Origin of the sequence: Acinetobacter soli (assembly GCF_018139125.1) — a bacterium.
In the GTDB taxonomy this organism is placed as follows: Bacteria; Pseudomonadota; Gammaproteobacteria; order Pseudomonadales; family Moraxellaceae; genus Acinetobacter; species Acinetobacter soli.
In genome coordinates this window covers 3,193,661-3,215,097 of sequence record NZ_CP073241.1, presented here as the reverse complement: position 1 = coordinate 3,215,097, position 21,437 = coordinate 3,193,661, and the positions used below count along the sequence as shown (strand labels likewise).

At 43.6% G+C, this 21,437-nt stretch carries 15 protein-coding genes, 2 tRNA genes and 3 rRNA genes; 5 read left to right on the top strand and 15 right to left on the bottom strand.

Annotation, left to right across the window (positions count from 1 at the left end; translation table 11 throughout):
- The 3 genes from filC to filA all read right to left on the bottom strand — a co-directional run bounded on the left by filC (position 1) and on the right by filA (position 3,102).
- Positions 1-1,155 (bottom strand): putative pilus system protein FilC, encoded by a 1,155-nt coding sequence (gene filC / locus KCV09_RS14845; RefSeq protein WP_151815463.1) that lies wholly within the window; start codon positions 1,153-1,155, stop codon positions 1-3.
- 54 nt (positions 1,156-1,209) lie between these two features.
- Positions 1,210-2,043: a putative pilus system C39 family peptidase FilB gene (gene filB, locus KCV09_RS14840; RefSeq protein WP_004934869.1), complete on the bottom strand. Its 834-nt coding sequence runs from the start codon at positions 2,041-2,043 to the stop codon at positions 1,210-1,212.
- 216 nt (positions 2,044-2,259) lie between these two features.
- Complete coding sequence (gene filA / locus KCV09_RS14835; RefSeq protein ID WP_004934866.1) at positions 2,260-3,102, bottom strand: putative pilus system protein FilA; 843 nt, start codon at positions 3,100-3,102, stop codon at positions 2,260-2,262.
- 244 nt (positions 3,103-3,346) lie between these two features.
- Here filA and pabB point away from each other — a divergent pair, with 244 nt between their 5' ends.
- Positions 3,347-4,705: an aminodeoxychorismate synthase component I gene (gene pabB, locus KCV09_RS14830; RefSeq protein WP_171497703.1), complete on the top strand. Its 1,359-nt coding sequence runs from the start codon at positions 3,347-3,349 to the stop codon at positions 4,703-4,705.
- On the opposite strand, the gene hisC is transcribed toward pabB, so the two are convergent.
- From hisC to KCV09_RS14770, 12 genes are all read right to left on the bottom strand, one after another.
- Positions 4,693-5,784, bottom strand: coding sequence for a histidinol-phosphate transaminase (gene hisC, locus KCV09_RS14825; protein ID WP_212515314.1), 1,092 nt, complete (start codon positions 5,782-5,784; stop codon positions 4,693-4,695). The two genes, pabB and hisC, sit on opposite strands and share 13 nt — an antisense overlap.
- A gap of 70 nt (positions 5,785-5,854) precedes the next feature.
- Entirely contained in the window at positions 5,855-7,144 is a 1,290-nt protein-coding gene (hisD, locus tag KCV09_RS14820) for a histidinol dehydrogenase (protein WP_212515313.1), read from the bottom strand.
- 257 nt (positions 7,145-7,401) lie between these two features.
- Positions 7,402-8,094: an ATP phosphoribosyltransferase gene (gene hisG / locus KCV09_RS14815; protein WP_004934855.1), complete on the bottom strand. Its 693-nt coding sequence runs from the start codon at positions 8,092-8,094 to the stop codon at positions 7,402-7,404.
- Entirely contained in the window at positions 8,094-9,350 is a 1,257-nt protein-coding gene (gene murA, locus KCV09_RS14810; protein WP_151753194.1) for a UDP-N-acetylglucosamine 1-carboxyvinyltransferase, read from the bottom strand. Before murA ends, hisG begins: the two co-directional genes overlap by 1 nt.
- Positions 9,351-9,356: 6 nt before the next feature.
- Positions 9,357-9,608, bottom strand: a complete 252-nt coding sequence (ibaG, locus tag KCV09_RS14805) for a BolA family iron metabolism protein IbaG (protein ID WP_004934849.1) — start codon at positions 9,606-9,608, stop codon at positions 9,357-9,359.
- A gap of 134 nt (positions 9,609-9,742) precedes the next feature.
- Complete coding sequence (gene hpf / locus KCV09_RS14800) at positions 9,743-10,081, bottom strand: ribosome hibernation-promoting factor, HPF/YfiA family (protein WP_004934846.1); 339 nt, start codon at positions 10,079-10,081, stop codon at positions 9,743-9,745.
- A 161-nt stretch (positions 10,082-10,242) separates the two neighbouring features.
- Entirely contained in the window at positions 10,243-11,691 is a 1,449-nt protein-coding gene (locus tag KCV09_RS14795; protein ID WP_212515312.1) for an RNA polymerase factor sigma-54, read from the bottom strand.
- Positions 11,692-11,994: 303 nt separating this feature from the next.
- A 5S ribosomal RNA gene (rrf, locus tag KCV09_RS14790) occupies positions 11,995-12,109 on the bottom strand.
- Positions 12,110-12,294: 185 nt separating this feature from the next.
- Positions 12,295-15,178 (bottom strand): 23S ribosomal RNA (locus KCV09_RS14785).
- A gap of 362 nt (positions 15,179-15,540) precedes the next feature.
- A tRNA-Ala gene (locus tag KCV09_RS14780) sits at positions 15,541-15,616 on the bottom strand.
- A 36-nt stretch (positions 15,617-15,652) separates the two neighbouring features.
- Positions 15,653-15,729: transfer RNA gene (locus KCV09_RS14775), tRNA-Ile, on the bottom strand.
- Between the two features lie 60 nt (positions 15,730-15,789).
- A 16S ribosomal RNA gene (locus tag KCV09_RS14770) occupies positions 15,790-17,327 on the bottom strand.
- Together the 16S, 23S and 5S rRNA genes with 2 tRNA genes alongside form the textbook arrangement of a ribosomal RNA operon.
- 673 nt (positions 17,328-18,000) lie before the next feature.
- On the opposite strand from KCV09_RS14770, the gene KCV09_RS14765 reads away from it, so the two are divergent.
- The 4 genes from KCV09_RS14765 to KCV09_RS14750 all read left to right on the top strand — a co-directional run bounded on the left by KCV09_RS14765 (position 18,001) and on the right by KCV09_RS14750 (position 21,378).
- Positions 18,001-18,804, top strand: coding sequence for an MlaA family lipoprotein (locus KCV09_RS14765; protein WP_162897613.1), 804 nt, complete (start codon positions 18,001-18,003; stop codon positions 18,802-18,804).
- A 123-nt stretch (positions 18,805-18,927) separates the two neighbouring features.
- Positions 18,928-19,896 carry an RsbU family protein phosphatase GigA gene (gene gigA / locus KCV09_RS14760; RefSeq protein WP_055415602.1) on the top strand — a complete coding sequence of 323 codons (969 nt, stop codon included), beginning with the start codon at positions 18,928-18,930 and terminating at the stop codon, positions 19,894-19,896.
- A 113-nt stretch (positions 19,897-20,009) separates the two neighbouring features.
- The gene (gene gigB, locus KCV09_RS14755; RefSeq protein WP_004940412.1) at positions 20,010-20,531 is read left to right on the top strand and encodes an anti-anti-sigma factor GigB; all 522 of its coding nucleotides are present in this window, start codon (positions 20,010-20,012) and stop codon (positions 20,529-20,531) included.
- A gap of 22 nt (positions 20,532-20,553) precedes the next feature.
- Complete coding sequence (locus tag KCV09_RS14750) at positions 20,554-21,378, top strand: carbon-nitrogen hydrolase family protein (RefSeq protein ID WP_151814887.1); 825 nt, start codon at positions 20,554-20,556, stop codon at positions 21,376-21,378.
- Positions 21,379-21,437: the final 59 nt, after the last annotated feature.

Here is a 21,437-nt window from a genome sequence, read left to right as displayed (position 1 = left end):
TTAGCTAATTTTTTTGGCAAATCCAGCAATATCCAGTGGGAACGAGATTCCAAGCGAGACATCCGGTGCATCTTCAGTCAGACCAATGCCCAAGGTTCCGTTAATAATGGTTTTAGGAGAGACACGTACACCAAGAGCAATCGCAAAAATAGAGGATGTTTGATCGGCAGGCTTGAAGGTTTCACCAGAACTATAGGTAAATTCAGAATTAAAATTGAAACTTTGCTGATACGACATCGTCAATGACACGTCGTAGTTGAATGAATATGCAAAGCCTAGCGAGAAGCCACCACTAATGCCTGGATCAAACTCGGTGATCGTACGTGTACCACGGCGCTGATTAAGATCTGATTCCTTAAATCCGTAGTTGGCAGAAACCGAAGCAAACAGCACAACCGGATCGATATATTTACGCGTACTTGCACCAATACCTGCCGAATAATAGCCCTTACCAGTCGATAAATCCGTAACAGGATTAATTTCGTATGGACTATCGCCCGTTTTGGTCGAAATATTACCAAATAAAATAAGAGGTAAACGCCCTGTCTGGAGTGGGAAAGGTTCCCAACGCGCTCCAAATGCAATATCACCTAAACCGGCAGTGGTGGTATCTTTTAAATTATCCGCTTTGGCCACAAAAGGGATCGATGTGGTTAAGGTTAAGTTATCCCGCAGGCCATATTGCAGGGTAAAAGTATTGGTTAAAGTGTGGTTGGCATCTTCTTCAACTCGAAGCTGATTAACAGTACCGTCTTCAATAGCCAAATCTAAGCGTGTATCGCGATAGTAGGTATAATCAATATCGTAGTAACTTGAGATTTCACCACGTTTGATCAGAGAATATTGGCGCTCGTTGGAGGTGAAAACTTCTTGAAGATTACTTTCCTGTGTGGCATCACCTTCTTGTTTTTGAAGTGCCTCAGCCGCCGAATTTGACGAAACAGCAGGTGCTGGCGTACTTGCTGTTGCTTCAGCGGCAGCCGTGCTATTCGACTCGGTAAACACGCTCCCCTGAGCTGGCGCTTCAGAAGACTGTGTCGCTGTCGCTTGCTCGGCAGACTTTTCTTGTGATGAGGCAGCGGCTACATCATCTGCCGCATAGACACCCCCAATCATGAGCACATTGACACTCAGTGCCAAAAACTTTTTGTTCATCCCTTGCGTTCTCTTCTTCATTCTATCCACCACGTTATTTTTTTTCTTACCCAACTATTTACGCTTATAATACAACCGCATAAATGTATTTACCTTTTCTCCATAGGTCATCGAATCCTTGTTGTTGTCTACACCCCTTCTAACCGTAGATGCTTTGTCTGCGATGCGTTCCATATAAAAAGTCGGATACTGCATGTCAATCAATGCATAACGGTTGACTGTGGCATCCTCGACATGTCGTAAATCACTGTCTTGAAGTGCCAATAGCGTTTTACGCTGGGCTTCGGGCACTTGAATCAAAAACAAAGTGTTATTTTCCCAGACTTCTTTAAAGCGCACTTCATCGAAACTGATATTGCCTAGTGCTGGATCTGCCACATAGACTCGGCCGTCTTTATAACCTTTGTACACCACAAAATGTTTAAAACCAGCATAAGAAATCGGTACGATTGCTGGCTGTCCCTGATTGACCAGATCTGAAAACTCACCTCGATAACCGCCACTTTCCAAACCTAAAGCGGTCACAAAACGTTTCATATCGAGAAGTGAAAAACTTCTGCGCTCGATAATCCGCTGATATTCGCCAAAACGAAGCAGCCCATTCATAGTTTGTTGTTCGGTCAGTTGGGTTCCAACATAGCCATTCAATAATGTGGTCAGTGCAGCCGATCCACAACTATAGTCATAAGCCTGACGCACAATACCGCGAAACTGATCTTCCACAGCGGGCTTGATCACGACTGCTTCACGGTGCATACGTGTAAAGGATGGCTCTCTGGAATCGAGTGTTTCCGTATATTGAACTGTCCCCGGAGCTTTATCTTTAATATCGAAGGCTTGGGTTGCAAAGTAATAGATCAATGCCGACCCTAAGGTAATCTCTAACATAATCTTTTGGTTCTACTTTTGGGGCAGCAATGCCTGATTTTCATTGTATTTTTTAGAGCAAATACTCTACATTCCCTGTCTTTTGAAGATACCTTTTTTTTGAAGAAATTGCAGCTTTTTTTTGGTTTTTTTGACGAAATACGTATTTTTTTGTAATAACGCATACAAAAAAAACGCGTGTCGATCACGCGTTTTTTTGCAGCAATTAATGACGTATTAGTGACCACTAATGGTAATAGTCGAATTCCCCATATTCAGCCCTGCAATTTCAAGATCACCAATTGAACTGGCAGTTTGAGTACCTAAATGTACACCTTGCACATAGGTATTAATATTTTGAGCGCTGGTGTTTTTAATTTGAATCCCGTTTGTAGTGACGCCAATACTGGCATTCAGATTTAAATCACCTGTAGTGTTATTGGCACCACGTACATAGATGTTATCCAAATAAATCTGACCACCACCTTGTGCATCTTTTAAACCCAACTTGGAAATCGTTAAACCACCTTGTAGGGTCGAGTTCAGTACAATCATCGCGCCTTGTGGCGTCGCGCCCAACTGAATATTGGCACTCACTTTACCCAAAGAGAGCGTTAACCCTGTTAAGATTTCGGTTGGTGTACCTGTTACACCACGCAAGCCTGTGGTCGTATTTACAGATGCATTCGAACTCGCGACACCAATTGAACCAATCCCCACATCGACAGCACCCACTGTGGCTGCAATATTCAAAAATGCCCCGTTTGCGCTTCCATCGGTATCAATTTTTAAATCTAGAAGATTATCACTCGAAGTTTGCTTAACGGTGACGCCATTGATGGCAATCGCACCCGCTTTTCCGGTTGCACCCGTAATACCAGTGTCAGTTTTTAAACCGTCGTTATCATGTAAATATAGCTTATCAATACTGATTCCGGCATTATCGAGCTTGATCCCAATATTTAAGCCATCCTGACCAGTGGTCGCACTCATAGATGCATCATCCATTGCCTGCATAGCCATGGCATTTGCACTTAATAGCATTGAAGAGACTAACGCCAATTTCGTTAACATTTTCATTCCAAACTCTCCCAAGAGCATTTATTTTTATTTCTGACTACTCTCATTCTTACAAGAAGAATGTTCCATATCCCTGAGTAGCTGAATTTTGCCTCTTTAAAGTAGCGCTAGTTCACATTTTGCGCAACTAATGTTGCGTAATTTTTATCATTTTGCCGATAAGTGGCAAGCCAGCTTATGTGCATTTAAATTGTGTAGTAAAATTGCGTTTCTGCTTATCTGTTCATTTTTGGGCGATTTTTCCGTGCGCTATATTCAAAAACTTCCTTTACCAGTGCCATCCATTCAGCATATTTTGACACAACTTCATGCATCGACTGGTTTAGTTTTTTTGAATAATCACGATTCGCCTATCATTGCATTTCATCCTGAAGCTTATGCAATTTACCAGCATGATGAATATCGTTTTTATCAACGTGATGCGTTCACAAACTATCACTTAAATCACGATTATAAAAATTTAAACGATTTTATTCAGTTTGATCCCACTGCTTCAGCTTCATCTGATTTAGGCTTTCAAGGCGGTTATATTGGGTTTATCGGTTACGATATTGCAGCTTCTCAGGATGTATGTGTAAAACATGCAGTACAACCTGCCTTGTATATTGGATTGTATCGAACCTATTTATGCCAGCATGCAGATGGCTTGTATTTTTATAGCGATGCAGAACAGCCTGAACAACACTATAACTGGCTGATTGATCAGCTCAGTCAAACACTTGCTTCTTCCATTCAGCCACTTCGCCTACATCATTCTTTTCGTCCACGCTGGTCAAAACGCGAATATTTACACGCCTTTCATAAAGTTCAAGATTACATCAAGGCCGGCGATTGTTACCAGATTAATTTAACCCAAGAGTTTCAAACCTGTTGTGAGGGTGAGCTTCTGTCAAAAGCAGATCAATTGTGGACGCTCACCAACGCACCGTATGCAGGATATTTAAAGCTAGATGATTTTGAACTGCTCAGTTGTTCACCCGAACTTTTTATTGAGTTTGAAGCAAATCGGTCTTTGAAGACGCGTCCAATCAAAGGCACCATGCCACGCTATAAAGATCTTGAGCAAGATGAAAAATCGAAACAACAACTAAAGTCTTCAGTCAAAGATCAGGCCGAAAATGTCATGATTGTAGATTTACTCCGTAATGATTTTAGCGTTCACGCCGAAACTGGTTCAGTTAAAACCACTAAATTATTTGAAATTGAAAGTTTTAATCAAGTGCATCACATGGTGAGTGAAATTACGGCTCAATTAAAAAAAGATGCCAACCCATTTGATGTTCTTCGTTCTGCTTTGCCAGGAGGCTCCATTACAGGTGCACCCAAAATTCGTGCCATGCAAATTATTGAAGAATTAGAGCAGGCACCGCGCGGCGCATATTGCGGATCGCTTGGTTATTTTAATTTGGATGGTACAGGCAGCTGGAATATCCTGATTCGCACAATACAAAAATATCAGGATACGCTCTCTGTCTGGGCAGGCGGCGGTATCACTATTGCATCAGATGCAGAAGCTGAGTATCAAGAATGCTTAGATAAGGTATCTGCCATGCTGAATCTGATCAATACATGGCAGTCCCACACAGACAATTATGCAGAATGAAATAAACGGCTTAAGCTGTCGATCAAACGCTGATTTTGCACATCGGTACCAATCGTAATACGCAAAAACTGATTGATACGTGGCTTGTTAAAATAACGAACAATAATGCCTTGTTCTCGTAATTGTGTTGCCAGTGTTGCAGCATCATGTGCTGGATGAGTCACAAAGATAAAGTTGGCTTTTGATGGCAAAACTTTAAAACCGAGTGTCTCAAGTTGCGTCACTAAAATCTCACGGCTTTGAATGACTTTCTCGCACTGCGCTTCGAAATATGATTGATCTTGAAACGATGCGACTGCTGCAGCAAGTGCAAAGCGATCAATCGGATACGAGTTAAAGCTATTTTTTACTGCTTCCAGTGCAGCAATCAGATGTGCCTGTGCCAACGCAAAACCAACACGTAACCCTGCGAGTGAACGTGATTTTGAAGTGGTTTGACACACCACCAAATTATCGTAACGTTGAATCAGGCTAACCGCCGATTCTGCTCCAAAATCAACATAAGCCTCATCGATCACCACCACACGATCTGGATTATTTTTCAGCACCTGCTCAATTTTATCGAGTGACAATGCAATACTGGTTGGCGCATTCGGATTGGTAATAATAATCCCGCCGTTTGGTTGCTGATAGTCCTCGACATCAATTTCAAAATGCGCGTTGAGAGGGATTTGCTTGGTTTTGACACCAAAAAACTGACTGTATACCGGATAAAAACTATAGGTAATATCCGGATATAAAATTGCATCGTTCTGAATAAAGAATGCTTTAAAAATATGCGCCAATACTTCGTCTGAGCCATTTCCGACAAATACCTGACTCACATCTAGGTGCTGCTGATCGGCGATGGCCTGCTTCAACTGTAGCGCATCTGGATCTGGATACAAACGTAAGGCATCTGCCTGATTGTGCAAAACCGCTTCGATTGCCGCCACGACGTTAGGTGAAGGCGGATACGGGTTTTCATTGGTATTTAGTTTAAGGAGATTCAGAAGTTTAGGTTGCTCGCCAGGCACATACGGCTCCAGCTCACGGACTTCCGGGCTCCAAAATCGCATTTGTTCATTGCTAATATTCATTGCGCTATTCTCTTGTTGGGGCCAAGCCATAGCCCCTAAAAACGATTGATGGTTTGGTCAACCTTAAATCTTACTGATAACGGTAGCGAGCTGAGCGTGCATGTGCATCCAGATTTTCCTGTTGAGCCAGAATATCTGCTGTCTTTGCGAGGGATTTTACACCCGCTTCTGAACACATGATGAGGCTCGAACGTTTTTGGAAATCGTAAACGCCAAGTGGCGATGAAAAACGTGCTGTTCCCGAAGTGGGTAATACGTGATTCGGACCTGCACAGTAGTCACCAATGGCTTCAGGCGTAAAGCGCCCCATAAAAATGGCACCCGCGTGGCGAATATCCTGACTCATCTGCTCGGCATCATCTACACATAGTTGTAAATGCTCAGGCGCAACTTGGTTGATCAATTTGATCGCTTCAAGACGATCTTTTACCAACACCAAAGCACCACGATTAGCAATTGAAGTACGTGCAATATCGGCTTTTGGTAAAGCTGCCAAATGTTCTTCAATGGCTTGTGCCACATCATCAAGTAGCTGAGCATCTGGGGTAATTAAAATTGCCTGCGCCACAGTGTCATGTTCGGCTTGTGATAACAAATCCATCGCCAGCCATTTGGCATTGTTCTGCCCTTCGGCATAGACCAAAATTTCAGATGGGCCTGCAATCATGTCGATACCGACTTGACCAAACACTGCACGCTTGGCCGCTGCAACGAAACGATTTCCCGGACCCGTAATTTTATCTACACAAGGTACAGTCTGAGTACCATAAGCCAATGCTGCCACTGCCTGAGCGCCACCGATCGTAAATACTCGATTTACCCCTGCCAGATAAGCAGCTGCCAATACCAGCGGGTTTAGCTCACCTTGCGGTGCAGGTACGACCATGACAATTTCAGGTACGCCCGCGACATGAGCAGGTATCGCATTCATTAAGACAGAAGATGGATAAGATGCCAAACCACCTGGAACGTAAATTCCCACGCGATCTAAAGGCGTTACCTTCTGACCCAGGGTATTACCCAATGCATCGACATAGCTCCAGCCATCTTGCTTTTGCGCTTGGTGAAAACCACGAATACGCTCTGCGGCGAGTTCAAGGGCTTCACGTACATCGGTGGTCAGTGCTTCAAAAGCTGCTTTAAGTTGCTCTTGGGTCAGTTCCAAATCTGAAAATTGATGCGCTGGATGTCGATCGAACTGTTGAGTGAGCTTAAGAACATGTGCGTCACCATGCTGACGTACATCAGCAATAATTTGGTCTACAGTTTTTAAAAGTTCAGGATCATTTACAGTTTCAAACGCCAACAAGTCTGCAAAGACTTGTTTGAAGTTTTGATCTTGAGTCGATAAACGTCGCATCAATTTACCTACACGGTTTTTAGTGAAAATAGGCTTCTAGTGTACTCTTTTTCAGTGCTTTTGTGGAAACTCAAAAACCCAGAATTGGAGTAATGTTTGATTGAAATTCTGGCTCAGCAAGATTTGATTTTCTGATTGATCTTGTCAAAACAATTTATGTTAAAGACCAATCATCTCATGGTTTTAGGTGATCGATAGCTCTTGTGTTCGATAAAAAAACCGCCACATCGGTGACGGTTGTTTGAAACGATAAACTTTTACTTGACCTGACGTGCTGCAACCGCCTGTTCGACTTGCGCCAGAATTGGATTAAGCAACGCTTGCTTGCGCTTAAAGCTGGCTTTATTCACAATTAAACGTGAAGAAACCTGCATGATTTCTTCAAGTGGTTCCAAACCGTTTGCACGTAGTGTATTGCCTGTATCAACTACATCGACAATATAGTCACCCAATCCCACCAAAGGTGCCAATTCCATTGAACCATACAGCTTAATCACATCGACCTGTTCACCAAGGCTGGCATAGTATTGACGTGTTAAGTTCACATATTTAGTCGCAATTTTAAGGCGGCCTTTAGGTGGTGTAATCCCGACTTTACCAGCAGTCATCAAACGGCAATTGGCAATTTTAAGATCCAGCAACTCATACACATGCTGAGCACCATGCTCCATCAACACATCTTTACCCGCCACACCAAAGTCGGCAGCACCGTTTTCTACATAAGTCGGTACGTCAGATGCACGTAAAATGAGAATACGCACTTTTTGATGTGTGGTTGGAAAAATCAACTTACGCGACTTGTCTGGGTCTTCAAGTAAATTGATGCCAGCCGCTTCAAGCAACGGCAATGTTTCCTTTAAAATTCGGCCCTTACTGAGCGCTAATGTTAAACCATGATCAAAATTTCCCATTACGTTAAAGTTTGGATCATCGTTTCTCATATCATTCATTAACTTACTCGCTTAATCTGCGCGCCTAAACCTTGCAATTTCTCTTCAATATTTTCATAACCGCGATCGATATGATAAATACGATCAATCAGCGTTTCACCCTGCGCAACTAATGCAGCCAAAACCAATGAAAATGATGCACGTAAATCAGTTGCCATCACAGGCGCCGCTTGAAGTGTTTCAACGCCAGTGACAATCGCATCATTGCCTTCAACCTGAATATTGGCACCCATACGTGACAATTCAGGGACATGCATAAAGCGATTTTCAAAGATGGTTTCAGAAATAGTCGCAAATCCACGACCAATCACATTGACCGCCATCAGCTGCGCTTGCATATCTGTTGGGAATTCAGGATGTGGCAGTGTTCTAAAACTGACCGCTTTCGGACGCTTCCCAAGCATATCCAACTCGATCCAGTCATCACCACGAGTGACTTCAGCACCCATTTCTTCAAACTTTTCTAGCACAGATTCAAGTAAGGCTGGGTCGGTATGTGTGGTTTTGACACGTCCACCTGTAATTGCAGCAGCGGCCAAGTAAGAGCCCGTTTCAATACGATCGGCAACGACTGAATATTCACACCCTTGCAGATGTTCAACGCCCGTCACAACCAGCGTACTGGTGTCTAAGCCTTCAATCTTTGCACCCATCTTAATAAGCATTTGGGCCAAATCGGTAATCTCTGGCTCTTGCGCAGCATTTCGAATCGTGGTGACACCTTCAGCCAAAACTGCTGCCATCAAGAGATTTTCCGTACCACCAACCGTGACCATATCAAAGGTGATATCGGCACCCTTTAAACGACCATCCACAGTGGCATGCACGTATCCATTTTCAACTTCAATTTGCGCACCTAATGCTTCAAGCGCTTTAAGATGCTGATCGACCGGACGTGAACCAATTGCACAGCCGCCTGGCAGCGATACCTGCGCCTTGCCATAGCGTGCCAACAATGGGCCAAGAACCAAAATAGAAGCACGCATGGTTTTAACCAACTCATACGGTGCAAATTGATTATTGAGTGTCGAGGTATCCGCTTTAACCGTATCGCCTTCATAGTCCATGGTAATACCAAGACCAGCAATCAATTTTACTAATGTATTTACATCTTTAAGATTTGGAACATTACGCAAGGTAATTGGCGATTCGGCTAAAATCATGGCAGCCAACAAAGGTAATGCTGCATTTTTTGCACCCGAAATACGCACTTCGCCTTCGAGCTTTACTCCACCCGTAATAAGAAATTTATCCATGTAGAATTAAGCTCCGAATAGACTTGCTTTGCGCCATTCGTCTTTGGTCATCGCACGAATTGTGACTGCGTGAACTTCACCACTGGCAATATAAGAGTTCAAAGGTGCATAAACCGCTTGCTGACGTGCAACCGTACGTTTTCCTTCAAATTGATCATCCACGATACGGAGGTCAAATTTTCCAGCTTGTCCACTTACTACTACTTCCGCCGCGGGAAATGCATCTTGTAAAATTTGTGTAAGCTGTTCATTATTCATTGCGAGACCTCTTATACAACCTTGGGTGTAAAAACCCGTCATTCTACTATAAATCATGAAGATAATTCAGTAGTAAACTACATTTTGTTCATAAAAAAAGAGGCTGGAGACCAGCCTCTTACTATTTAAAAAAATCAAACAGGAACAACAACTTGCTGATAAGAGCATTGTATTTTACGATGCTTTTGCAATTGCCGTTTTAATTTTTCTGAGAGTTTTTTTATCGAGGTATACATATCGTCAGCAGAGGCCTGTGCAAAAAGCTCTATACCAGGTAAGCGTACTATCGCTTCAGCGATATGATTCGAACTGCCTTTGTGAGTTCGTTTATCGATTTGATGATCTTTTGAAAGTTTCACCTGCATGCTATTCACTTGATCTAAATGTTTTGTCATTTGACCAAATTTAGATTTAATATCGTTTTCAATGGCAGGTGTGATAGTTAAATGATGTCCACGAATTGTTATCTGCATAATTTTATCCCTCACCTTCTATCAGGATATTCATGTTCGCAAAATGAACTTAAGACAATAAAAGTTTGAAGCACGTCAATAAGTCATTTCAACCATTCCTTAAATAAAAAAGATTCATTGTTTTGCAACAATGAACCAGTAGGATAGTCAGATTTTTTAGATCAGATCAAGACTTTTCTCTCAGACGATGATGCAATATGTAACGATTCACGATATTTCGCCACCGTTCTACGCGCCACATCAATCCCCTCATCCTTGAGTAAATTGGCAATCGCATTATCTGACAAGGGCTTACGTGGATTTTCAGCAGCGACCATTTTTTTTATTCTGGCACGAATCGCAGTTGATGAACATTCGCCTCCAGATGTGGTACCAACATGACTTGAAAAGAAATATTTCAATTCAAACAAACCACGTGGTGTCAGCATATATTTATTGGTCGTCACTCGTGAAACTGTTGATTCATGTAATTCAACCTCTTCGGCTACATCACGTAAAACCAAAGGTTTCATGCCCTCTGGGCCAATTTCAAAAAAGCTACGCTGATGCTGCACAATACACATCGCCACTTTTAACAGCGTCTTATGACGCTCATCAATGCTTTTAATAAAATTTTTAGCTTCGAGCATCTGATTACGAAGATAAATATTATCGTCGCTTTGATCTGCCCTACGGATCATATTCGAATAAAATGAATTGATGCGTAATTTAGGCATGATGTCTGGATTCAACTGTACTTGCCATGATTGATCTTTTTTACACACCACAACATCCGGAATCTGATAGTCAGACTCTTGCGACTCAAAACTCAAACCTGGATAAGGTTTTAAGGTTTTTAAAAACTCAATCACGGCTTTAACTTGCACCATAGACAAGCCGGTGTATTTCAAAAGCTTATTTAAATCGTTACTGACCAAAAGTTCGTAATATTTTAATAAACATAATCCTTCATTACGTAATGGAGTGTTTGGATCCAAGACATCCAACTGAATTTTAAGACATTCAGCAAGATTTTTAGCACCGACACCCACCGGATCGAGACGTTGAATATGTTTGAGCACCACAACGACTTCATCCGCTTCGATTTCTTCACTCATACCTGCTTCAGACAGCAGATGTTGTGCCGCTTCAATCACTTCATCAATTGCAGCATCGAGAAATCCCTTTTCATCCAAACAATCTACAATGCAATAGGCAATCAAGCGATCAATCGTTGAAAAGTGGAGTAAATTAACTTGCTCTAAAATATGTTCTTTTAAAGTATGTTCGGCTTGTCGATTATCCTCACGCTCTTCATATTCAGGTGACGCTAGTGCAGTTGACTGATGGGTATAGATATCATCCCAATCGGTATCTACTGGTAAATCGTCAGGTAAATGATCTGCATTAAGATTTTGTGTCAGATCGGTACTTTCTTGATTTTCAGCATGAGAAAGACTTTCTGCAGTACTCTCTTCTTCTATTTTTTCCAATAAAGGATTACTGTCGAGCTGGATTTGGATTTCTTGTTCGAGTTCCAAGCTTGATAATTGCAGTAGACGTATTGCCTGTTGTAATTGAGGGGTAAGCGATAAAGAATTCGCAACTTTCAATCCAACTGATAACTTCATAAAGCAACATCCCAATAACGAGTTACATAAAGCAAAAAATGTGCCGATATTGAAGTTATAGCATAGGAATTAACTTTATCCTACAAAAAAAAATGTTTGAGAAACAATTAATTTGTAAAAAATAGATGATGAATTATACAAAATGAATAAAAGTTATTCAGATTAACACGCGAACTTAAGCTAGTTTATCTCATAAACAATAAAAAATGATCACACACCTTATCTACTCATATATGTCAGGCACTTATTTTCAGGCATAAAAAAGCCCCCTTAACGTATGTTAAGGGGGCTTTCGTATTTAAAAGCTGGCGATGACTTACTCTCACATGGCTAACGCCACACTACCATCAGCGCGAAGAGGTTTCACTTCTGAGTTCGGGAAGGGATCAGGTGGTTCACTCTTGCTATTGTCGCCAGCAAACTGTTTATGGACATTTTCGAGTCTTACTTAGACTGTGGATTGTATCTCACAGCGTGTGCCGTACTTTGTACCAAATGAGTTTAACGGATTGGAATATTGAGTCGGTATTTTATGTTCTAGCTTTCACTAAATCAAGTATTCGTATCGAATTTATCTTGATACAACAACTGTTTGGGTGTTGTATAGTCAAGCCTCACGAGCAATTAGTATTGGTCAGCTTCACATATCACTATGCTTCCACATCCAACCTATCAACGTCCTAGTCTTGAACGGCTCTTTAGAGGAATAAATTCCTAGGAAATCTTATCTTGAGGTAGGCTTCCCGCTTAGATGCTTTCAGCGGTTATCCCTTCCGAACATAGCTACCCGGCGATGCGACTGGCGTCACAACCGGTACACCAGAGGTTCGTCCACTCTGGTCCTCTCGTACTAGGAGCAGATCCTCTCAAATTTCCAGCGCCCACGGTAGATAGGGACCGAACTGTCTCACGACGTTCTAAACCCAGCTCGCGTACCTCTTTAAATGGCGAACAGCCATACCCTTGGGACCTGCTTCAGCCCCAGGATGAGATGAGCCGACATCGAGGTGCCAAACACCGCCGTCGATATGAACTCTTGGGCGGTATCAGCCTGTTATCCCCAGAGTACCTTTTATCCGTTGAGCGATGGCCCTTCCATACAGAACCACCGGATCACTAAGACCTACTTTCGTACCTGCTCGACTTGTGGGTCTCGCAGTTAAGCGCGCTTTTGCCTTTATACTCTACGCGTGATTTCCGACCACGCTGAGCGCACCTTCGTACTCCTCCGTTACTCTTTAGGAGGAGACCGCCCCAGTCAAACTACCCACCAGACATGGTCCTCGCCCCGGATTACGGGGCAGAGTTAGAACCTCAACATTACCAGGGTGGTATTTCAAGGATGGCTCCAATGGAACTGGCGTCCCATCTTCAAAGCCTCCCACCTATCCTACACAAGTAAGGTCAAAGTTCAATGTCAAGCTGCAGTAAAGGTTCACGGGGTCTTTCCGTCTAGCCGCGGGTACACTGCATCTTCACAGCGATTTCGATTTCACTGAGCCTCTGCTGGAGACAGCGCCGCCATCATTATGCCATTCGTGCAGGTCGGAACTTACCCGACAAGGAATTTCGCTACCTTAGGACCGTTATAGTTACGGCCGCCGTTTACTGGGGCTTCGATCAAGAGCTTCGCTTACGCTAACCCCATCAATTAACCTTCCAGCACCGGGCAGGCATCACACCCTATACGTCCACTTTCGTGTTTGCAGAGTGCTATGTTTTTAATAAACAGTTGCAGCGGCCTGGTTTCTGCGGCTGTCAATCGCTCAGGGAGCAAGTCCCATCACCATCAACAGCGTACCTTCTCCCGAAGTTACGGTACCATTTTGCCTAGTTCCTTCAGCAGAGTTCTCTCAAGCGCCTTGGTCTACTCGACCTGACCACCTGTGTCGGTTTCGGGTACGATTCCTGTGTAACTGAAGCTTAGAGACTTTTCTTGGAAGTATGGTATCAGCCACTTCGCTAGTAAACTAGCTTGCTATCGACTCTCAGCATAGAGCACCCCGGATTTGCCTAAGATGCATGCCTACTGTCTTCCACCTGGACAACCAACGCCAGGCTGACCTAACCTTCTCCGTCCTCTCATCGCATTACACAGAAGTATTGGAATATTAACCAATTTCCCATCGACTACGCCTTTCGGCCTCGCCTTAGGGGTCGACTCACCCAGCCCCGATTAACGTTGGACTGGAACCCTTGGTCTTTCGGCGAACGGGTTTTTCACCCGTTTTGTCGTTACTCACGTCAGCATTCGCACTTCTGATACCTCCAGCAGACTTCTCAATCCACCTTCATCGGCTTACAGAACGCTCCCCTACCACGTAACTTAAAGTTACATCCGCAGCTTCGGCACATAGTTTTAGCCCCGTTACATCTTCCGCGCAGGCCGACTCGACTAGTGAGCTATTACGCTTTCTTTAAAGGGTGGCTGCTTCTAAGCCAACCTCCTAGCTGTCTATGCCTTCCCACATCGTTTCCCACTTAACTATGATTTTGGGGCCTTAGCTGGCGGTCTGGATTGTTTTCCTCTTGACTACGGACGTTAGCACCCGCAGTCTGTCTCCCGGATAGTACTCATAGGTATTCGGAGTTTGCATCGGTTTGGTAAGTCGGGATGACCCCCTAGCCGAAACAGTGCTCTACCCCCTATGGTATTCGTCCGAGGCGCTACCTAAATAGCTTTCGGGAGAACCAGCTATCACCAGGCTTGATTAGCCTTTCACCCCTATCCACAAGTCATCCCCTGGCTTTTCAACGACAGTGGGTTCGGTCCTCCAGTTAGTGTTACCCAACCTTCAACCTGCTCATGGATAGATCGCCTGGTTTCGGGTCTATACCCAGCAACTATACGCCCTATTAAGACTCGGTTTCCCTACGGCTCCCTATGCGGTTAACCTTGCTACTGAATATAAGTCGCTGACCCATTATACAAAGGTACGCAGTCACCGAACATGTCGGCTCCCACTGCTTGTATGCATGCGGTTTCAGGATCTATTTCACTCCCCTCACAGGGGTTCTTTTCGCCTTTCCCTCACGGTACTGGTTCACTATCGGTCAGTCAGGAGTATTTAGCCTTGGAGGATGGTCCCCCCATATTCAGACAAGGTTTCACGTGCCTCGCCCTACTCGTCATCATTGCGTGTGCCCTTTCGTGTACGGGAATATCACCCTCTACGTTCGCACTTCCCAGAGCGTTCCACTAGAACACACACAACTTAATGGGCTGTTCCCCTTTCGCTCGCCGCTACTAAGGGAATCTCAATTGATTTCTTTTCCTAAGGGTACTGAGATGTTTCACTTCCTCGTTCGCCTTGCATGACTATGTATTCATCATGCAATACCTATCTTATGATAAGTGGGTTTCCCCATTCAGACATCTCCGGATCAAAGGATATTTGCCGCCTCCCCGGAGCTTTTCGCAGGCTATCACGTCTTTCATCGCCTCTGACTGCCAAGGCATCCACCACATGCACTTAATTACTTGACTATACAACCCCAAACAGTCGCTAATGCCTACAAGTAGCATTATCAACATTACAGTTTGAAGTACTGTGAATTGAATCACCGTACAGCTTCAATCTAAATTCATATACCAAAACGCTTGATTCAGTTAATTTGCTAGTTCTCGGATTAAATAGTCACCTAACAATTGCTTGTTAGCTTCTTATTTAATCGAGTTTGAACAATTTATTTCAGACTCAATATTTTCCAATCTGTTAATGAATTAATGTGTCTTCGTCAGATCACACTAAACTGTGATAAATCACAGAACTTAATAAAATAAGATCTCAAGACCTTCTTTTTACTAAGTTCTATAATCTACACCTTAGCCGTACTCTTTAAAGTACGTGGTGGAGACTAGGAGAGTCGAACTCCTGACCTCCTGCGTGCAAAGCAGGCGCTCTACCAACTAAGCTAAGTCCCCAGCTTATATCATTAATGTATCTTTCTGCCGTAGACTTGGTGGGTCTGACAAGACTTGAACTTGTGACCCCACGCTTATCAAGCGTGTGCTCTAACCAACTGAGCTACAGACCCTCAGATACATCTTAGAAGAACAACTTGTTGTGGATTCTTACCGGCCAATCAATCTTTCGTTAAGGAGGTGATCCAGCCGCAGGTTCCCCTACGGCTACCTTGTTACGACTTCACCCCAGTCATCGGCCACACCGTGGTAACCGCCCTCTTTGCAGTTAGGCTAGCTACTTCTGGTGCAACAAACTCCCATGGTGTGACGGGCGGTGTGTACAAGGCCCGGAACGTATTCACCGCGGCATTCTGATCCGCGATTACTAGCGATTCCGACTTCATGGAGTCGAGTTGCAGACTCCAATCCGGACTACGATCGGCTTTTTGAGATTAGCATCCTATCGCTAGGTAGCAACCCTTTGTACCGACCATTGTAGCACGTGTGTAGCCCTGGCCGTAAGGGCCATGATGACTTGACGTCGTCCCCGCCTTCCTCCAGTTTGTCACTGGCAGTATCCTTAAAGTTCCCATCCGAAATGCTGGCAAGTAAGGAAAAGGGTTGCGCTCGTTGCGGGACTTAACCCAACATCTCACGACACGAGCTGACGACAGCCATGCAGCACCTGTATGTAGATTCCCGAAGGCACCAATCCATCTCTGGAAAGTTTCTACTATGTCAAGGCCAGGTAAGGTTCTTCGCGTTGCATCGAATTAAACCACATGCTCCACCGCTTGTGCGGGCCCCCGTCAATTCATTTGAGTTTTAGTCTTGCGACCGTACTCCCCAGGCGGTCTACTTATCGCGTTAGCTGCGCCACTAAAGCCTCAAAGGCCCCAACGGCTAGTAGACATCGTTTACGGCATGGACTACCAGGGTATCTAATCCTGTTTGCTCCCCATGCTTTCGCACCTCAGCGTCAGTGTTAGGCCAGATGGCTGCCTTCGCCATCGGTATTCCTCCAGATCTCTACGCATTTCACCGCTACACCTGGAATTCTACCATCCTCTCCCACACTCTAGCCAACCAGTATCGAATGCAATTCCCAAGTTAAGCTCGGGGATTTCACATTTGACTTAATTGGCCGCCTACGCGCGCTTTACGCCCAGTAAATCCGATTAACGCTTGCACCCTCTGTATTACCGCGGCTGCTGGCACAGAGTTAGCCGGTGCTTATTCTGCGAGTAACGTCCACTCATCTTGGGTATTAACCAAAAGAGCCTCCTCCTCGCTTAAAGTGCTTTACAACCATAAGGCCTTCTTCACACACGCGGCATGGCTGGATCAGGGTTCCCCCCATTGTCCAATATTCCCCACTGCTGCCTCCCGTAGGAGTCTGGGCCGTGTCTCAGTCCCAGTGTGGCGGATCATCCTCTCAGACCCGCTACAGATCGTCGCCTTGGTAGGCCTTTACCCCACCAACTAGCTAATCCGACTTAGGCTCATCTATTAGCGCAAGGTCACAAGTGATCCCCTGCTTTCTCCCGTAGGACGTATGCGGTATTAGCATCCCTTTCGAGATGTTGTCCCCCACTAATAGGCAGATTCCTAAGCATTACTCACCCGTCCGCCGCTAAGTGATAGTGCAAGCACCATCACTCCGCTCGACTTGCATGTGTTAAGCCTGCCGCCAGCGTTCAATCTGAGCCATGATCAAACTCTTCAGTTAAAATCATTTTGCACCTTATTTATAGACAAGGTGCCAATTCTGGCTCATCAATTTCCTGACTTAAATTTCGCTCAAATAAACTTCGAGTAATTTAAACCAATCAATCAATGATAATATATATCGATTAATCAACCAGTAAAAATCCACACAAGTTGTTCTTCTATTCTCTTAATGATCTTCTCGATGATTCGTCATCATCAAGCTAGGTCGGCTATGTTACTCTAAATCTCTTCAAAGTCAACAAGTAATTTCGATATTTTTAAAACTTTATCTCCAAACCCATAACCCAACCACTCAAGCCAAGTTACTGTTTTTCAACAAGTTTCTATCTGCATCACCGCCGATGGATGTGCATTCTACACCATCCCCATTCCTTTACAACCCCTTTCGCCTTTCTTTTTTTTCAAGCGAACAGTTTTTGTTCTTTTTTGCTTTTTTTATGCCTTTTTTAAAGTTTTTTTGCTTTAATAGTAGCTATAAGGAAACTGTTAAATAAAAATGATCTTATTTAAAATCATATAAGCTTTCACCTTCGAGATGGTGGTTAAGGAATTCTATGCATTATTCAAAACTTTTTTTTGCTGGTCTCTTGTCGGCAGGTCTATCTGGTTATGTGTTTGCCCAAGACACCGCGGAGCAAAATACTAATGCCAACGCTGTGGCTTCTGACAGTATGCAAGCCGATGTAGAACCCTCTACGCAATCATCAACTCACTTTCAATCTTTACGTAATCTCAAGTCTGAATTAAAAAATGTTAAAGCCAGTGACTTTAAGGTAAATGCAAAAGCATCTCAGCCCGATGAAGTGAAAGATCCTTTACAGCCCTTAAACCGTCAGTTTTATGCTTTTAATGATTATTTAGATCGTAATGTAATCCGCCCTGTGGCCGTACAATATGTGGCTAAAACACCTGAAGATGTGAGAGGTTCATATCGTCAGTTTAGAAAAAACCTAGGCGAACCTTGGAATGCAGTCAATCAGCTGATTCAAGGCAGACCAACCCGTGCGGCAAAAACATTAGGACGTTTTACAATTAACACCTTAACTACGCTTGGTCTGGCAGACCCTGCACGTCGACTTGGACTACCACCTGAAGAAGAAAGCTTTGGCGTCACGCTGGGTTATTATGGTGTCCCGTCTGGTCCATTCTTAATGTTGCCGTTTTTTGGGCCAAGTACATTACGTGATACTGTTGGCTTAGCAGCAGACAGTCAGGCTCGTCCACAAAAATATATTATGGACGATCAAGATGGTTTGTATTGGTCTACTAACGTGCTGCAAGCAATTGACACACGTGCTCAAGTGCTCGATATCGAACAAATTTTACAAGGTGATAAGTACGCTCTAATTCGCGACTTGTATTTGCAACGTAAAAATTTCCAGATTGCAGAGAAGAAAGGAAACTCGTCTGAACAAATTAATTTTGTGGATACCGATGATGACGGGTCAGACGACAGCGACACACCACAACCCTAACGTTATTTCCAATAAGAAGATTGCTATCTGGATGTGACATCTTCTAGCAATCTTTTGTTTTCTATAGTACATCTACTACTATGGTAAATACGGTTTTCTTGTAAAGGCAGTGTTCAATCCTCTATGTATCTCATTCAACCGACTCGTTCTATTTATAATTTAGACGAAACGCTTCAGGCGTTGCCCGATCTACAAGTGATTCACATAGAAGATATCGACCTTTACGATCCAACGATTATCGCGATTGCTGATGTGCAGGATTATCTACACTATCAGTGGTCGTTACCAACGATTGTACTTGGATTTGAACATGAAGGTGCCGCGCTTTCACAAGCATGGGAAATGGGTGCCCTAGCAGGCTGGATCTGGGGAAGTCTGCCTGAAAACTCGAATGAAGCATTATTGAAAATTGATGCCAAATATAAACGTAACCAAGACAGTCGTGATCTGCCCGCTGCTGCTGAATTACAAAAAAAATTACTCCCCAATCCAATTGACTTACTAGATTACAAGATTGAAGCTTTTTTTCAGCCTTCTGCGTATTTGTCTGGAGACTGGTACGATTACTGGAAGCTCAATGACAAAGAAGTCTTGTTTTATTTGGCTGACGTTTCAGGCCATGGTGTGACCAGCAGTCTACTGACTTCTTGGATGGCTGCATTTCACGGCCGCTCAAAAACACCTCGTCAATTGCTGAAAAAACTAAATGGAATGCTGTTACAAGAGAATATCGAAAAACATATTACGATTGTGGCGGGTATTTTAAATCTGCAAACGCATCAGATTCGCTGGTCAAGTGCTGGTCATTATCCACCGCCGATTATTTTTGAACCCGATCAACCACCAAAAATTTTAACCACCAGCAGTTTCCCTTTAGGGCTGACTGATGAGCTGGATTTTGAAGAACATGAATGTACATTAAGTCGTCATACACGTTTTATTGTTTGCTCGGACGGTGCACTTGAGCCTTTTGATGGTGGATTGAATGAACAGTTTTCCCAACTCCTCGATCATTTGCAAAAACAATCATTCAAAGCACCCGATCATGTTGCAGACGACATTGCTATTTTAAGCTTGTGTAGAATGAATTAATTTAAAAAACAATAGGTTAATTCTTTTGAAATCATTATGCGACTGTCAAGCACTTGAGTATCGATTCACCCTATGTGATAATTTTGCTATCCTTCTCTGAAAATGGCATTTATATGTCAACAGGTCATGTTGAATATGCAAGTTTAGATGGAACGCATATTTTCAAACTTATTGGTGAAGTGCGTGCTCAATCTTGCATCAGTCTTGATAAACTTTTAAACCGAATTGAACAGCAGAAAAATGTCGTTGGTGCGATCGTAGATCTTACCCGAACGACATTTATTGACAGCACAGTTCTCGGCATTCTGGCAAAGCTGGGTCTTAAACTTAAGCAAACGCACCACATTCAGGCAGTTATGCTGTCGACCAACCCAGATATCAGTACCTTGGCCAACAGCATGGGGCTTGGGCAGGTTTTTGTCATCTTGAATTATTGCGGCGATCCAAACGTATGCACGTTGGAACTCACCGAAGAACATATCACTCATAATGCCATGTTGACCACGGTATTAGATGCGCACAAAACCCTAATGCGACTCAACGAAAACAACCAAAATATGTTTGAGCCGCTTGTGAAACAACTACAAAAAGAACAAGATACTCTGGATCAGGCCTGCACAAAGCAAAATGCTTGACGCCTAAACGGACTTATACCTCATGACTTTACTTTCTGTTGCACAAATGAATTCTCAAAACGATATTGGAGCAAATTTCTGTATCGTTGAATCTCTGATTGAGGAAAGTAAAGCCAAACAGGCTGAGTTAATTGTTTTTCCGGAAAATTTCATTTGTTTTGCTGCCGGCAAACAACGTGAAACTGCTGCTCAATTTGAATCGATACAAGCCCAGTTGGAACAACTGGCTCATCGACACAACATCTGGATTGTTGCAGGTACATTACCTTGTCCGTTTCGCCCAGATGGTAGTGTGATTCGGGATGGTCGTGTCAGAACATCAAGCTTATGTATTAGCCCCGAAGGTACAGAAGCACGCTACGACAAAATTCATCTATTTGATGTTCAGGTTGGCGACGCGGTGGGTGGTTATCAGGAGTCAAAGTTTTTTGAACCGGGTGATCAGCCTGTTGTCGTCAATACACCATTTGGACATATTGGTTTAATGGTGTGCTATGACTTACGTTTCCCCGAACTTGCATTAACTTTGCGTGCCCAAAATGCACAGATATTAACTGCACCTGCTGCATTTACCTATACCACGGGTCAGATGCATTGGCAGCTCTTGTTGCAAGCACGTGCAATGGATACACAATGCCATATACTCGGTGCCGCGCAACAAGGCTGGCATGGTGAAAAACGTCAAACTTGGGGACACACTGCTGCGGCGAATAGTCGCGGACAACTGCTGGATATTATTCAAAACGATGGTGCTGGATTAATCACAATTGATTTTGACAGTGCTGAGCAGCAGCAGATTCGTGAATCAATGCCCTTAATGCAGCATCGCAAGCTCATCCAGTTTTAATTCATTTCTTTCTAAGCCATCGCTTAACTGGTCGTTATAGCGAAAACAAGGCTATACTT